The 13,436-nt window shown below is 73.6% G+C and carries 12 protein-coding genes; 8 read left to right on the top strand and 4 right to left on the bottom strand.

Annotated features, from left to right (window positions below):
- Nucleotides 1-17: 17 nt before the first annotated feature.
- Nucleotides 18-1,076 (bottom strand): anti-sigma factor, encoded by a 1,059-nt coding sequence (locus AB0H75_RS47465; RefSeq protein WP_367808155.1) that lies wholly within the window; start codon nt 1,074-1,076, stop codon nt 18-20.
- Nucleotides 1,077-1,194: 118 nt separating this feature from the next.
- Between AB0H75_RS47465 and AB0H75_RS47460 the strand changes: the two genes are divergently transcribed.
- From AB0H75_RS47460 to AB0H75_RS47450, 3 genes are all read left to right on the top strand, one after another.
- Nucleotides 1,195-2,412 carry an FAD-dependent oxidoreductase gene (locus tag AB0H75_RS47460; protein ID WP_367808153.1) on the top strand — a complete coding sequence of 406 codons (1,218 nt, stop codon included), beginning with the start codon at nt 1,195-1,197 and terminating at the stop codon, nt 2,410-2,412.
- Between the two features lie 61 nt (nt 2,413-2,473).
- Complete coding sequence (locus AB0H75_RS47455) at nt 2,474-3,811, top strand: class II 3-deoxy-7-phosphoheptulonate synthase (protein WP_367808151.1); 1,338 nt, start codon at nt 2,474-2,476, stop codon at nt 3,809-3,811.
- Between the two features lie 161 nt (nt 3,812-3,972).
- A complete protein-coding gene (locus AB0H75_RS47450) occupies nt 3,973-4,740 on the top strand; it encodes an SAM-dependent methyltransferase (protein WP_367808149.1) in 768 nt (255 codons plus the stop codon).
- A gap of 87 nt (nt 4,741-4,827) precedes the next feature.
- Here AB0H75_RS47450 and trxA read toward each other — a convergent pair whose 3' ends face one another.
- A complete protein-coding gene (trxA, locus tag AB0H75_RS47445; protein WP_367808147.1) occupies nt 4,828-5,202 on the bottom strand; it encodes a thioredoxin in 375 nt (124 codons plus the stop codon).
- Nucleotides 5,203-5,322: 120 nt separating this feature from the next.
- On the bottom strand, nt 5,323-7,023 hold the full coding sequence (locus AB0H75_RS47440; protein ID WP_367808145.1) for an ExeM/NucH family extracellular endonuclease: 1,701 nt from the start codon (nt 7,021-7,023) through the stop codon (nt 5,323-5,325).
- Nucleotides 7,024-7,128: 105 nt separating this feature from the next.
- Here AB0H75_RS47440 and AB0H75_RS47435 point away from each other — a divergent pair, with 105 nt between their 5' ends.
- Nucleotides 7,129-8,469: a pentapeptide repeat-containing protein gene (locus AB0H75_RS47435; RefSeq protein WP_367808143.1), complete on the top strand. Its 1,341-nt coding sequence runs from the start codon at nt 7,129-7,131 to the stop codon at nt 8,467-8,469.
- A gap of 78 nt (nt 8,470-8,547) precedes the next feature.
- Nucleotides 8,548-9,216 (top strand): permease prefix domain 1-containing protein, encoded by a 669-nt coding sequence (locus AB0H75_RS47430; protein ID WP_367808141.1) that lies wholly within the window; start codon nt 8,548-8,550, stop codon nt 9,214-9,216.
- A 3-nt stretch (nt 9,217-9,219) separates the two neighbouring features.
- On the opposite strand, the gene AB0H75_RS47425 is transcribed toward AB0H75_RS47430, so the two are convergent.
- Complete coding sequence (locus AB0H75_RS47425; RefSeq protein WP_367808139.1) at nt 9,220-9,555, bottom strand: PadR family transcriptional regulator; 336 nt, start codon at nt 9,553-9,555, stop codon at nt 9,220-9,222.
- Between the two features lie 95 nt (nt 9,556-9,650).
- Here AB0H75_RS47425 and AB0H75_RS47420 point away from each other — a divergent pair, with 95 nt between their 5' ends.
- The 3 genes from AB0H75_RS47420 to cydD are packed head-to-tail and all read left to right on the top strand — an operon-like array spanning nt 9,651 to nt 13,431.
- Nucleotides 9,651-10,820, top strand: a complete 1,170-nt coding sequence (locus tag AB0H75_RS47420; RefSeq protein WP_367808137.1) for a cytochrome ubiquinol oxidase subunit I — start codon at nt 9,651-9,653, stop codon at nt 10,818-10,820.
- A gap of 10 nt (nt 10,821-10,830) precedes the next feature.
- Nucleotides 10,831-11,595 carry a cytochrome d ubiquinol oxidase subunit II gene (locus AB0H75_RS47415; RefSeq protein ID WP_367808135.1) on the top strand — a complete coding sequence of 255 codons (765 nt, stop codon included), beginning with the start codon at nt 10,831-10,833 and terminating at the stop codon, nt 11,593-11,595.
- A gap of 6 nt (nt 11,596-11,601) precedes the next feature.
- A complete protein-coding gene (gene cydD / locus AB0H75_RS47410; RefSeq protein WP_367808133.1) occupies nt 11,602-13,431 on the top strand; it encodes a thiol reductant ABC exporter subunit CydD in 1,830 nt (609 codons plus the stop codon).
- Nucleotides 13,432-13,436 lie beyond the last annotated feature (5 nt).

Below are 13,436 nucleotides of genomic sequence, written 5' to 3'. Positions count from 1 at the left end.
TCTCTTGCCCAGATCCCTCAGCCGGCCGGCAGCTCGGCGAGCATGACCGGCTCCGTGGTCGGCCGCTCCGAGCCGCCCGCCGGCTCGACGGTGAGCGCCACCCGGGCGTCGTCGCGGCGCGGCGCGACCACGACCGGCCGGGTGACGCCGTCCTCGGCGCGGCCCAGGAGCCCGGCCGGGCGCGGGCCGTCAGGACCCATGAGCCACAGCTCGTACCCTCGGGACCTCGGCAGCTCCGGCAGCCCGGACGAGGCGAACACCATGCGGCCGGCGGCGCGCGAGACCACGACCGTGCCGGTGCCGCCGGAGGTGAGCGGATGGCGCAGCGTCTCGGCGTCGGGGGCGGACAGCACGGCGGCGACCTGCCGGTCGGCGGCGGCCAGCAGGCGGTTGGCGGCGGCCAGGCCGGCGGCGTCGCGGCGGGCGTCCAGGGCCGTGGCGCCGAGCCCGACGGCGGCCGCCGCGCACACGGCGGCCAGCCCGGCCAGCACCCTCGACGACCGCCCGCGCCACCCCGCCCGCGCACCGGACCGCCCGAGGACGGGCCACCCGGGGACGGGTTCCGCGACGGGCTCCGCGACGGGTTCCGGGGCGGGCTCCGGGGCGGGGCCGCGCGTCATCCGGAGGGTGCGCCCGCCGGGAGGGGCGGGTTTGGGCGGGACCCAGAGAGTGGGGGCGTCGTCATGGGGCTGAGCCGGGGGCGGCAGCGGAGCGAGGGGCGGTGTCGCGACCGGGGGCCGAGCTGTGGCCGGGGGCCGAGCCGGAGCCGGGGGCCGAGCCGGAGCCGGGGGCCGAGCCGGAGCCGGGGGCTGAGCTGTGGCCGGGGGCTGAGCCGGGGGCGGGGGGCCGGGCCACGGGCGGCGGCGGTAGGCGGCGGTGAGCAGGCGGGTGCGCAGCGGGGCGGGCGGCGGCACGGCGACCGCCTCGGCCAGCCGGGCGGCTGTCTCCCGCAGCCGCCGCACCTCGGCGCCGCACACCCCGCACCCGCGCAGGTGCTCCTCGAACACCACCCACTCGGCGTACGGCAGCGCGTGCACGGCGTAGGGGCCGGAGAGGGCGTGGAGGTCGTCGTTCATGGTCTACTTCCGGGGTGAGAGGCGGCTCACCCTTGTACTTCGGCCGCTCCGGCGCGCCGGATGCCCCGGCCCTTGCTTCTTTCGCGGAACGTGAGACGATATCAACGGGTGATGAATTATGACATGCGTGATAGCGGGCGGCGGCCCGGCGGGCGCGATGCTCGCCCTGCTGCTGGCCAGATCGGGTGTGCGGGTCACGCTCCTGGAGAAGCACGCCGACTTCCTGCGTGACTTCCGGGGCGACACCGTCCACCCCTCGACCCTGCGGATCCTCGACGAGCTGGGACTGGCGGACGAGCTGCTGAAGCTGCCGCACCGGAAGCTGCGCGACCTCGGCATGGTGACCGACGACGGCGAGATCCGGCTGGCGTCCCTGCGCCGGCTGCCCGCCCCCTACGACTACGTCGCGTTCGTCCCTCAGTGGGACTTCCTCAACGTCGTCACCTCGGCGGCCCGGCGCTACCCGGGGTTCCGGCTGCTGATGCGGGCCGAGGCGTACGACCTGATCCGCGAGCGCGGGGCGGTGCGCGGGGTGCGCTACCGCGACGAGTCCGGCGAGCACGAGCTGCGCGCGGAGCTGACCGTCGCCGCCGACGGCCGGCACTCGGCGCTGCGCGGCCGGGCGGGCCTGGTGCCGCGCGAGCTGAGCGCGCCGATGGACGTGCTGTGGTTCCGGTTGCCCTGGCGGGAGGGCGACCCGGAGGAGACGTTCCTGCGCGTCTCGCGCGGCCACATGATGGTCGGCATCAACCGGGTGAGCTACTGGCAGCTCGCCTACCTCATCCCGAAGGGCGGCTACGACCGGCTGGCCGGCCTGGGCATCGAGGCGCTGCGCCGGCCGGTGGCCCGGCTGCTGCCGTTCCTGGCCGACCGGGTCGGCGAGCTGGCCGGCTACGACGACGTCAGCGTGCTCACCGTCGCCGTCGACCGGCTGCGCCGCTGGCACCGGCCCGGCTTCCTGTGCATCGGCGACGCCGCCCACGCCATGTCGCCGGTGTTCGGGGTCGGGATCAACCTGGCCGTCCAGGACGCGGTCGCCGCGGCCAACCTCCTGGCGGCTCCCCTCGGGGCCGGCGGGCCGGTCCCCGAGTCGCTGCTGCGCCGGGTGCAGCGGCGCCGCATGCCGGCCGCCGTGATCACGCAGGCGGCCCAGCGGGTGGCCCAGAACGTGCTCATCAGCAGGGCGCTGCGCGGGCGCTTCGACGCCTCCGGGCTGCCGCGCGACCTGACGCGGGTCCCGCTGCTCAACCGGCTGGCCCCGCGCCTGGTGGGTTTCGGTGTCCGGCCCGAGCACGTGCGGACGCCGGAGGTGGTGCGGCCGCCCGCGCGCGGGTGATGGCCAAAACGTGGACAACGGGGTCGGTAGCGGCGGGCTCTGTGGAATACCCTCGTATCTCGTGAGCAGCAATCTACTGGATCTCGATTCCTGGCGAGCCCTCCCCGCGGCCCAGCAGCCCGACTGGCCCGATCGCAGCGAGCTCGACAAGGTCGTCGCCGAGCTCGGCGGCCTGCCCCCTCTGGTGTTCGCCGGCGAGTGCGACCAGCTGAAGGACCAGCTGGCCGCCGTCGCCCGCGGTGAGGCGTTCGTCCTGCAGGGCGGCGACTGCGCCGAGACCTTCTCCGGCGCGACCGCCGACAACGTGCGCAACAAGCTCAAGACCTTGCTCCAGATGGCGATCGTGCTGACGTACGCCGGCAAGGTGCCCGTGGTCAAGATCGGCCGGGTGGCCGGCCAGTTCGCCAAGCCGCGCTCCAAGCCCACCGAGGTCCGCGACGGTGTCGAGCTGCCCGCCTACCGCGGCGACATGGTCAACGGGTTCGAGTTCACCGCCGAGTCGCGCAGGCCGGATCCGTGGCGGCTGCTCAAGGCGTACCACTCCTCGGCCGTGACGCTCAACCTGGCGCGCGCCTTCACCAAGGGCGGCTACGCCGACCTGCGGCAGGTGCACGCCTGGAACCAGGACTTCGTGGCCGGCTCGCCCGCCGGCCGCCGCTACGAGCAGCTCGCCCGGGAGATCGACCAGGCGCTGGCCTTCATGCGGGCCTGCGGGGCCGACCCCGAGGAGTTCCACACCGTCGAGTTCTACTCCTCGCACGAGGCGCTGATCCTCGACTACGACCGGGCGCTGACCCGCATCGACTCGCGCACGGGGCTGCCCTACGACGTCTCGGCGCACATGGTCTGGATCGGCGAGCGCACCCGCCAGCTCGACGGCGCGCACGTCGACTTCTTCGCCCGCATCCGCAACCCCATCGGCGTCAAGCTCGGGCCGACGACGACGCCGCAGGAGGCCCTCGCCCTGATCGAGCGGCTCAACCCGACCAACGAGCCGGGGCGGCTCACGTTCATCACGCGGATGGGCGCCACCAAGATCCGCGAGCACCTGCCCGCGCTGGTCAAGGAGGTCACGGCGAGCGGCGCGCAGGTCGCCTGGATCTGCGACCCGATGCACGGCAACACCTTCGAGGCGCCCAGCGGCCACAAGACGCGGCGGCTGGACGACGTCCTCGACGAGGTGGCCGGCTTCTTCGAGGTGCACCGCTCCCTCGGCACGCACCCGGGCGGCATCCACATCGAGTTCACCGGCGACGACGTGACCGAGTGCGTGGGCGGCGGCCACGGCATCGTCGAGACCGACCTGGCCACCCGCTACGAGACGGCCTGCGACCCGCGGCTCAACCGCAGCCAGTCGCTCGACCTCGCCTTCCGCGTCGCGGAGCTCTACCGGGGCTGATCCTCCCGCGCCCGCTCCCCCGGCGGCGGGCCCCGCCAGGCCCGCCGCTCGCGGCGGGGGTGATCTGCGTCACTGAGCCCTGAAGCCGAACGGAATTCAGGTTCTTCTCGGCCTGCCGCGGCTATGATCACCCGAAAGAGGGCGAAAGCTTGGAGCCGAACGTGGACAGTGCCCCGGAGGGGGTGGACCCCAACGTCCCCAACGTCGCACGGATGTACGACTACTACCTCGACGGCAAGGACAACTTCGCGGCCGACCGGGCGGCGGCGGAGCAGATTTTGAAGAACTTCCCCCACACCAAGGAGGGGGCCCGCGCCAACCGCGCGTTCCTGCGCCGCGCCGTGCGCCACGTGGTGGACCAGGACGTCCGGCAGATCGTGGACCTGGGGGCGGGCCTGCCGACCCGGGGCAACACCCACGAGATCGCCCCCGAGGCCCGCGTCGTCTACGTGGACTACGACCCGGTGGTGTGCGTGCACGGCAGGGCGCTGCTGGCCAGGCGGGAGAACGTCGACTTCCTCCAGGCCGACGTGCGCGAGGCGGACGTCCTGCTCGACAAGCTCGCCGACCTGGTCGACCTCGACCGGCCGGTGGCGTTCCTGGCGCTGGCGGTCCTGCACTTCATCCCCGACGACCTCGCCTACGGCCTGGTGAAGAAGCTGCGCGAGGCGAGCGCCCCCGGCAGCTACCTGGTGATCAGCCACGCCGTGGATCCCACGCCGCAGGTCACCCCGCAGGCGCTGGAGGTCTACCGCAAGGCCACGGCCGCGCTCAACCTGCGTGACCGGGACGGCGTCCTGCGCTTCTTCGACGGCTACGAGCTGGTCGAGCCGGGGCTGACCTACCCGGCGGGCTGGCGTCCCGACGACCCGCTGGCGCCGGGCAACGGCATCGACTTCGGCTACGTCGGGGTCGGCCGCAAGCTCTGACCCCCGCGACGGGAAAAGCCCCGCCGGTGGCGGGGCCTTTTCTTTTCGTGGCCGGCTTTTCGTGGCCGGCGCTTTTCGTGGCCGGCGTCAGTTCTGCTCGGCCTTCTTCAGCTCCTCGCTGAGCTCGGCCCTGATGGCGTCCATGTCGAGCGCCCGGACCTGCCGGATGAGGTCCTCCAGCGCGGGGCTCGGGATGGCACCGGCCTGCGCGAAGACCACGATCCCGTCGCGGATGGCCATGAGGGTGGGGATCGAGGTGATGTCGAAGCCCTGCGCGAGCGCCTGCTCGGCGTCGGTGTCGATCTTGCCGAACGTGATGTCCGAGTGCTGCTCGGAAGCCTTCTCGAAGATGGGCCCGAACTTCTTGCACGGCGGGCACCAGTCGGCCCAGAAGTCGAGCAGCACGATCCCCTTGTCGGCGATGTCGTTGAAGTTCTTCTCGGTTACTTCGATGGTCGCCACAAGTGGCTCCTCGCTCTCTGATGAAGTCTGTGCTTCCCTGCAAACCACGTACCCGCCTCCAGCATTCCATGCGCGGTCCCCCGCCGGGGACCGCGCACGGCACCGGTCGGCGGCGGCGGATCAGCGGCCGCCGGGCAGGGTCAGGCCGACGACGAGGGGGTCGTGGTCGGAGGAGCGGAAGGCGTCCGGCTTGTAGAGGGCGGGCGGGTTGTACTCGGTGTTGTAGTCGAGCACGCGCGGCTCGTCGGAGTTGATGTGCCAGATGGTCGCCGACGTCACCCGCCTGAGCAGCTGCTTGCCGACCAGGGCGTGGTCGAGCTCGCCGTACCGGCCGTCGAAGGCGTAGCTGTAGCGCAGCGGCGCGGGCACGAACCGCTTGGTGACGCTGGTCAGGCCGCCGGCCTCCAGGGTGTCGATGGGGTCCTCCTCGCCGTAGGCGTTGAGGTCGCCGAGCACGATGGGGTTGGGCAGGTCCTGGCCGTCGACGAGGGCGAGCAGGGCTTTGGCCTGGGCGACGCGGGTGGCGTTCCAGCAGCTCTGCCCGTCGCCCTGGTCGGCGTCGGGGCCTCCGGAGGGGCAGGAGCCCTTCGACTTGAGGTGGTTGACCAGCATGGTGAACGGCTGGCCGCCGGCCTTCCTGCGGAAGGTCTGGATCAGCGGCGGGCGGCTGAAGACCGCGTCCTGCGACGTCGTGGGCGCGCCGACGGGGGTGAGCTTGGCGGGCTTGTAGATGAGGCCGACCTGGATGGCGTCGGTGCCGGGGTAGGGGTGCGTCAGCGCGGCGTACGTGCCCGCCCCGACCTCGGCGTTGACGGCGTCCACGAGCGCCTGGAGCGCGGTCTGCCCGTTGTTCTCGACCTCCATGAGGGCGACCGCGTCGGCGTCGAGCCCCTTGAGCGCGCTGACCAGCTTGGCGAGCTGGCGCTGCTGCTCGGCGGCGTTGGACGCGCCGCGCGAGCCGACCGTGGTGAACCAGTTGAGGGTGTTGAACGAGGCGACCTTGACGTTGCCGATCACCGGGAACGGCCTGGGCAGGCGCGGGTTGAGATCGGCGTAGCCGACCGGCCTGGTGGGCTGCAGGCGGTACGCGCCGAAGCCGTAGCCGAGCACGCCGGTGAGCCCGGCGGTCACCTCGCCGGCGCGCACGACGGGCGGCAGCGTGGCCGGGTTCTCCCGGTTGGAGCCGTCGTCCACGAGCAGCGAGCGGCGGGCGTCGAGCGCGGGGTCCACGCCGGGGCGGTCGGTCGGCTGGAAGAGCCTGCCCTGGGAGGAGAGCGTGACCTCGCCGTAGCGGCCCAGGTTGTAGTTGTCGGTGACGGTCAGCGGCTGCGGGAAGGTCAGCAGCATGTTCTCGACGGGCTCCATGCCGTCGCCGGGCAGCCGGTACGGCTGCGGCGTCACGCTCCCGGTGCCGCACACGTCCACGGCGGTGACCGGCGACAGCTCGGTCCAGCCGTTGTACTCGGTGGCCCGGCCGGTGACCAGGACCCGGTCGCCGGGCTTGACGTCCTTGAACGTGTCGCGAGCGAAGGCGAACAGCCCCTCGGAGGTCCTGGGGTCGCCGTCCGGCCGCGGGTCCTGGAGGAAGAAGCCGCTGAGCTGGTCGGTGCGCTGGAAGTCGCCGGTGACGACGCCCTCCACCCGCACGGTCGTGCCGGCCAGCGGGGTGGCGTCGCCGTCGCCCTGGACCTGGGCGACGCGGTGCGTGGCGGGGGTGCCGCAGGGGTCGGCGGGATCGGCTGAGGCGGGGGCCGGAGCGGTGGACAGCGTCACACCGGCCGCCACCACGGCGGCCAGGAAGCCTCGGGATAAAGCGCGCATGTCCGGCACTGTAGAGGCTTTTTTGACCGCATATTTCCACGTAAAAGTGGATAGAACATTAAAACATCGAACCTTGACACCTCCGTACGCGGGTATGACCAGTGCATGGACTGGGTCACCTGCGCGTACTCGGCTGCCTGCACCGGAATCGCTAGCCGGCCGTCCGGCCTCTGCCTCGCCCACCTGTCGCCCGAGCAGCTCTCCGAGGCGCTCGCCCCCCTCGCTCCCGGCCGCCTGCTCGACCTGCGCGGCACGACCGTCACCAGCGACCTGCTGTCCCGGGTGCTGGAGGCCGCCGGCGGCCGGCCGGGGCGGGCGCGGCTGGACCGGGCCAGGTTCACCGGTGACGTCCGGCTGCCGGACGTCACCTTCGCCGGGGACGTCTCGCTCGACGGCGCCAGGTTCGACCGGCTGGCCTCGTTCTTCGGCGCCCGCTTCGAGGGCAACCTCTCGCTGGCCGGCGCCCGCTTCGCGCGCGAGCTGTCCTTCCACGGGGTCAGCGTGCGCGGGCACGTCTCGCTGGACCGGGCCGTCATGGCCAGGGACGCGCTGTTCAGCCAGGTCGTCTTCGGGCGCGGGCTGTCGTGCGAGCGGGCCAGGTTCGACGGCTACGCCACCTTCGACGGCGCCCGCCTGGGTGACGGGGCCGCCTTCCGCGGCGCGCGCTTCGGCCGCACCCTGTCCTTCCGCAAGGTCAGCGGGACCGCCGGGTTCGAGGCGGCGCACTTCGTGGCGGACGCGTACCTGTCGGCCACCGGCCGGCTGTCGCTGGCCCGCGCCCGCGCCGACGGGCTGCTGGACGTGTCGGTGTCGCGCTGCGGCGTGGACCTGCGCGGCGTGGAGGTGTCCGGCGCGACCGCGGTCAAGCTCACCGACTCCTCGGCCGACCTGGAGGGCGCGGTGCTGCGCGGCCCGGCCGTGGTCAGCGGCCGGGGCCGGTCGGCGCTGACCTCGCTGCGCCAGGTGGACGCCACCGACCTGGCGCTGCGCGGGCTGGACCTGTCCGCGTGCCGGTTCGCCGGCATCGCCCATCCGGCGGGGGTGCGGGTCAAGGACTGCACGTTCGCGCTCACGCCGCGCGGGGTGCAGGTGAGCCTGCGCTGGCCGGTGCTGCGCTGGTTCTCCCGGCGCAGCGCGCTGGCCGACGAGCACGACAGCGGCGGCGGGAGGGCGCCCGGCGGCCCGGAGGTCACGCCCGACAACCTGGCCGCGCTCTACGCCGGGCTGCGGCCCAGCGACCGCGCCACCTCCGCCGACTTCGCCTTCGCCGCGATGGAGATGCGCCGCCGGGCCGGCCACCACTGGTGGTTGTCGGTGTCGTGGCTGCTGTTCGGCTACGGCCTGCGGCTGGGCCGGGCGGTGGGCTGGTTCGCCGTGCTGGCCGTGATCGCCGCGGCCGCCGCGCTGTGGACCTCGACGGGCCACGCGGCGGTGGTCCGCCCCTGATGCCGGGGCCCGTGCCCGCCCGATATCAGGGAGTTCCCGGAGTGACCCCCGAGGGGGCCGGTTCGTAAACTGGGGATCATGCGCATCGACGACTACGTTGCCGAGCTGAGCCGTACGCTCGCCGGCCCGTCCGGGCCCAAGCGCGACCTGGTCGTCGAGGCGCGCGACAGCCTCACCGACACCGCCGACGCGCTGGAGGCCGGCGGCCTGGACCGCGCGGAGGCGGAGCGGTTGGCGGTGGCCGAGTTCGGCCCGGTCGCCGAGATCGCCCCCGCCTACCAGGGCGAGCTGACCCGCGCCGCCGGTCGGCGGCTGGGCATGCTGCTGTTCGTCGGCGTGCCGGTCACCGTGCTCATGTGGTCGATGTTGTGGCGGCTCTACCCGGCGCCCGACGAGGTGTGGCTGCACCAGCCCGCCTGGTACGGAGCCGCCTCGCGGCTGCTCGACGTCATGCAGGTGTCCGTCGGCCTGTACGGCGGGCTCGTGCTGCTCGCGCTGGGCCGGGGCGCGCGCTGGATCCGCCGGCCCCGCCTGCTCACCAGGTCGCTGGCGCTGGCGGTGTGGATCTCGCTGCCGCTCACCGGCGGGCTTAGCCTGCTGCTCGCCTACGGCCTCGACCAGCCCAACACGCTCACGGCGCTGCCCGCGCTGCTGGCCAACCTGGTGACCGCGGCCCTGTGGGGGCTGCAGGTCTACGGGGCCTCGCGCTGCCTGCGCGTCACGCGTGCCGTGCCGGCCTGCCGCTAGAGGTCAGCCGGAGGCCCGGGTCTGGGGGCGCAGGACGCTGCCGATCGCGTCCGTGAACTCGCGCCAGGCCGAGCGCTCCCCTTCGAGCTGCCTCCTGCCCGACTCGGTCAGCCGGTAGGTGCGGCGCTTGCGCCCGCCCACGGTCGCCCACTCGCTGGACAGGTGGCCGATGCGCTCCAGCCTGCGCAGCGCCGGATAGACCGTGCCCGTCGGCACGCTGAGCGCGCCCCCGCTGCGCTGCTGCAGCGCCTCGATGATGGCGTAGCCGTGCAGCGGCTCCCGCTCCAGCACTGAGAGCAGCAGCGCGTCCATGTGCCCGCGCAGCGCGTCCGGATTCATGACTCAGATCTTAGGCAAGCGGTGCCCATGTAGCTAGCCTACATGTAGGCTCTCTATATGTAGGTAGACACAATGTCGGAATGACCGGAGTCGTGATGGATGTAGTCGATCTGGCACGCACGCAGTTCGCCGTGACCGGCGGGCTGCACTTCCTGTTCGTCCTGCTCACCCTCGGACTGGCGCCGCTGGTGGCGCTCATGCACACCCGCTGGGCGCGGTCGGGCCGGCCGCGGGACGAGGCGATGGTCCGCTTCTGGGGACAGATCTACGTCATCAACTACGCGCTCGGCATCGTCACCGGGCTCGTGATGGAGTTCCAGTTCGGGCTGGCGTGGAGCGGCCTGTCCCACTACGCCGGGGACGTCTTCGGCGCGCCGCTGGCCATGGAGACGCTGGTGGCCTTCTTCCTGGAGTCCACGTTCCTCGGGCTGTGGATCTTCGGCTGGGGGCGGCTGCCCCGGTGGCTGCACCTGGCCTGCATCTGGCTGGTGACGCTCACCGCGTACGCGAGCGCGTTCTTCATCATGATGGCCAACTCGTTCCTGCAGAACCCGGCCGGCGCCGTCGCGCGCGGCGACCGGCTGGAGCTGGTCGACTTCGGCGCCATGCTGACCAACAAGGCGCTGGTGTTCTCCCTCCCGCACGTCGTGGCGGCCGGGCTGTTCACCGGCGGCATGGTGCTGGTGGGCGCCAGCGCGTACCGGCTGCGGCGGGGCGCCGGCGAGCACCAGGACTTCTTCGCCCGCTCGATGCGCCTGGGCGTGGTGACGGCCGCGATCGGCGCCTTCTTCACCCTGGGCTTCGGGTACGCGCAGTTCGCCGGGGTACAGGAGGGCAAGTTCGAGAACACGGGGGCCGCGCTCGGGCTGGCCGTCATGATGGAGATCGGGCAACTTCTCGTGCTGTTCGTGCTGTTCGTCATGTTGCCGATGATCCGCTCGCTGCCGCGGCGGCGGTGGGCGCACCCGCTGCTCATCGCGCTGACCCCGCTGCCGTTCGTGCTGGCCATCGCCGGCTGGATCGCCAGGGAGGTCGGGCGGCAGCCCTGGATGGTCTGGGGCCGGCTCACCGTGGCCGACGCCCTGTCGCCCGGCCTGAGCGCGGGCATGGTCGCCGCCTCGCTGGGCGCGTTCGCGGGCGTGCTGGGGCTGCTGGCGGTCGTCGACTACGCCCTCATCGCGCGGGTCGTCCGGCGCGGGCCCGGCGGGAACGACCTCGGCGCCGGGGTGCCCGGCGAGAACCGCGCGCCCGCGCTGACCTTCTAGGAGAGCTGACATGGACGTCGTCTGGTTCGTCTTCTTCGCCGTGCTGCTGGCCGGCTACTTCGCGCTGGAGGGGTTCGACCTGGGGGTCGGGCTGCTGCTGCCCCTGCTGGGGCGTACGCGCGAGGGGCGCGACCGCATGGTGGCGGCGATGGCGCCGTACGTGCTGGCCAACGAGGTGTGGCTGGTCGCCGTGGCCGGGACGCTGTTCGGGGCCTACCCCGCGCTGGAAGGGAAGGTGCTGTACGGGCTGTACCCGGTCGTGGTGGCGATGCTGCTGAGCTGGGTGCTGCGCGACGCCGGGCTGTGGTTCCGGCGGCGCGCGGGCGGGACGCGCTGGCGCGGCTTCTGGGACGCGATGATCGCCTTCGGGTCGCTCGGGCTGTCGTTCGGCTGGGGCATGGCGCTGTACGCGGCGGCCACCGGGTTCGCCGCCCCCGCGGTACACCCGCTGGGGCTGATGCTGGGCATGGTGGTGACGCTGCTGTTCGCCTGGCACGGGTGGACGTTCCTGGCCTGGCGGGCGCCCGGCGAGTTCGGGGCCGCGCGGCAGGGACGGGCGCTGGTGGTGTCCGGGGCCGTGGCGGCGCTGCCCGCGGCCGGGGTGCTGGCGGGGGCGATGCCGTACCTGATGGAGCACAGCGCGCCCGCGGCTACCTTGAATGTGCTCAGTCTCATGGTCCTGCCGTTCGCACCCATCATGCTGGGCGCGCAAGTATGGGTATGGCGGACTTTCCGTCCAGGTAAGGACGCCTTCCGGCTCCCGTCGTTCTTCTGAGGGCACGTGCACAAGGATCTCCTGCGGCTCATGCGGACCGAGCGGTCGGTACGCCGCCACCTGGCCGTCACGCTGGCGGCGGCCCTGCTGGCCGGGCTGCTCGTGCTCGTGCAGGCCGAGCTGCTGGCCGGGGTGCTGTCCGGCCGCTTCACCGCCGCCGCCCTGGGCGCGCTGGCGGCCGTCGTCGGCGTGCGGGCGCTGCTCGCCTGGACCCAGGGCGTCTTCGCCGGGCGCACCGCCACCGGCGTCAAGTCGGCGCTGCGCCACCGGCTGCTGGCCCGGCTGCGCGAGCTGGGCCCCGGGCGGCTGGCCGCGCACCGCTCGGGCGAGCTGGTCACGCTGGCCGGGCGCGGGCTCGACGGCCTGGACGCCTACCTGACCGGCTATCTGCCGTCGATCGCGGTGGCCGCGGTCGTGCCGCTGGCCGTGCTGGTGCGGCTGTTCGCCGCCGACCTCACCAGCGCCGTCATCGTGCTCGTCACGCTGCCGCTGATCCCGATCTTCGGGGCGCTGGTCGGCATGACGACCAAGGCCGTCACCGAGCGCCAGTACCGGGCGCTGGCGCGGCTCGGCGGGCACTTCCTCGACGTGGTGCGCGGGCTGCCCACCCTGCGCGCCTTCGGCCGGGCCCGCTACCAGGCCGGCGTCATCCGGCGGGTGGCCGACGAGCACCGCGGCGCCACCATGCGGACGCTGCGGGTGGCGTTCCTGTCGTCGCTGGTGCTGGAGTTGTGCGCGTCGCTGTCGCTGGCCCTGGTGGCCGTGCCGGTCGGGCTGCGGCTGCTCGGCGGCTCCCTGGACCTGACGACGGCGCTGCTGGTGCTGCTGCTGGCGCCGGAGGCGTACCTGCCGCTGCGGGCGATGGGGACGCGCTTCCACGCCTCCATGGAAGGGGTGGCGGCGGCCGACGCGGCCTTCGCCGTGCTGGACACGGCCGGCGACCCAGCCGACGACCCAGCCGACGACCCGGCCGGTGACCCGGCAGGCGATCCGGCAGGCGATCCGGCCCGTCCGTCCTGGGCGGGCGCCGCGGCGCCGCCGGCCGCCGGGGCGCCGGAGATCCGGCTGGAGCACGTCACCGTCCGCTACCCGGGGCGCGACGGCGCCGCGCTGGAGGACGTGACGCTCACCATCCGGCCCGGGGAGCGGGTGGCCCTGGTGGGTGAGAGCGGCGGCGGCAAGAGCACGCTGCTGCACCTGCTGCTCGGCTTCGTACGGCCGGACGAGGGGCGGGTGCTCGTGGACGGGACGGACCTGCGGGAGCTGGACCCGGCCGCGTGGCGGGCGCGGCTGGCGTTCGTGGCGCAGCGGCCCCACCTGTTCGCGACGTCGGTGGCCGACAACATCCGGCTCGGCGCGCCCGCGGCCTCCGACGACGACGTGCGCCGCGCCGCCGCGGCCGCCCACGCCGACTTCGTGGACGCGCTCCCCGAGGGCTTCGGCACGGTGCTGGGCGAGCGCGGCGCGAACCTGTCCGCCGGGCAGCGCCAGCGCGTCGCGCTCGCCCGCGCCTTCTGCCGCCCGGACGCCTCCGTGCTGCTCCTGGACGAGCCGACGGCCCGCCTGGACGGGCGCAGCGAGGCGGCGGTGGTGGCGGCGACCGCCGAGCTGGCCCGGGGCCGCACGGCCGTCGTCGTCGCCCACCGCCCCGCCATGATCGGCCTCGTCGACCGCGTCATCCGCCTGCACGCCGGCCGCGTCCTCTCCGACACCTCCCCGCCCCCCACGCCCACGGGCGACGAGCACGCGGCCGGGCGGGCGGGTGGGGACTTTCCCGCCGTCCCCTCCGTCGCCGCGCTCGGGGACGGCCGGGACGGGACGAGGGGGCGGGTGTGAGCCGG

This window comes from Nonomuraea sp. NPDC050783 (genome assembly GCF_040802095.1).
GTDB lineage: Bacteria > Actinomycetota > Actinomycetes > Streptosporangiales > Streptosporangiaceae > Nonomuraea.
Note: the sequence above shows the minus strand (reverse complement) of the source record. Positions and strands in the feature narration are given on the sequence as shown.

Bases quoted from the DNA above. Each gene is read 5' to 3' on its own strand.
- AB0H75_RS47465 (WP_367808155.1), bottom strand. From the start codon at position 1,076: ATGAACGACGACCTCCACGCCCTCTCCGGCCCCTACGCCGTGCACGCG.
- AB0H75_RS47460 (WP_367808153.1), top strand. From the start codon at position 1,195: ATGACATGCGTGATAGCGGGCGGCGGCCCGGCGGGCGCGATGCTCGCC.
- AB0H75_RS47440 (WP_367808145.1), bottom strand. From the start codon at position 7,023: ATGCGCGCTTTATCCCGAGGCTTCCTGGCCGCCGTGGTGGCGGCCGGT.
- AB0H75_RS47435 (WP_367808143.1), top strand. From the start codon at position 7,129: ATGGACTGGGTCACCTGCGCGTACTCGGCTGCCTGCACCGGAATCGCT.
- AB0H75_RS47430 (WP_367808141.1), top strand. From the start codon at position 8,548: ATGCGCATCGACGACTACGTTGCCGAGCTGAGCCGTACGCTCGCCGGC.
- AB0H75_RS47425 (WP_367808139.1), bottom strand. From the start codon at position 9,555: ATGAATCCGGACGCGCTGCGCGGGCACATGGACGCGCTGCTGCTCTCA.
- AB0H75_RS47420 (WP_367808137.1), top strand. From the start codon at position 9,651: ATGGATGTAGTCGATCTGGCACGCACGCAGTTCGCCGTGACCGGCGGG.
- AB0H75_RS47415 (WP_367808135.1), top strand. From the start codon at position 10,831: ATGGACGTCGTCTGGTTCGTCTTCTTCGCCGTGCTGCTGGCCGGCTAC.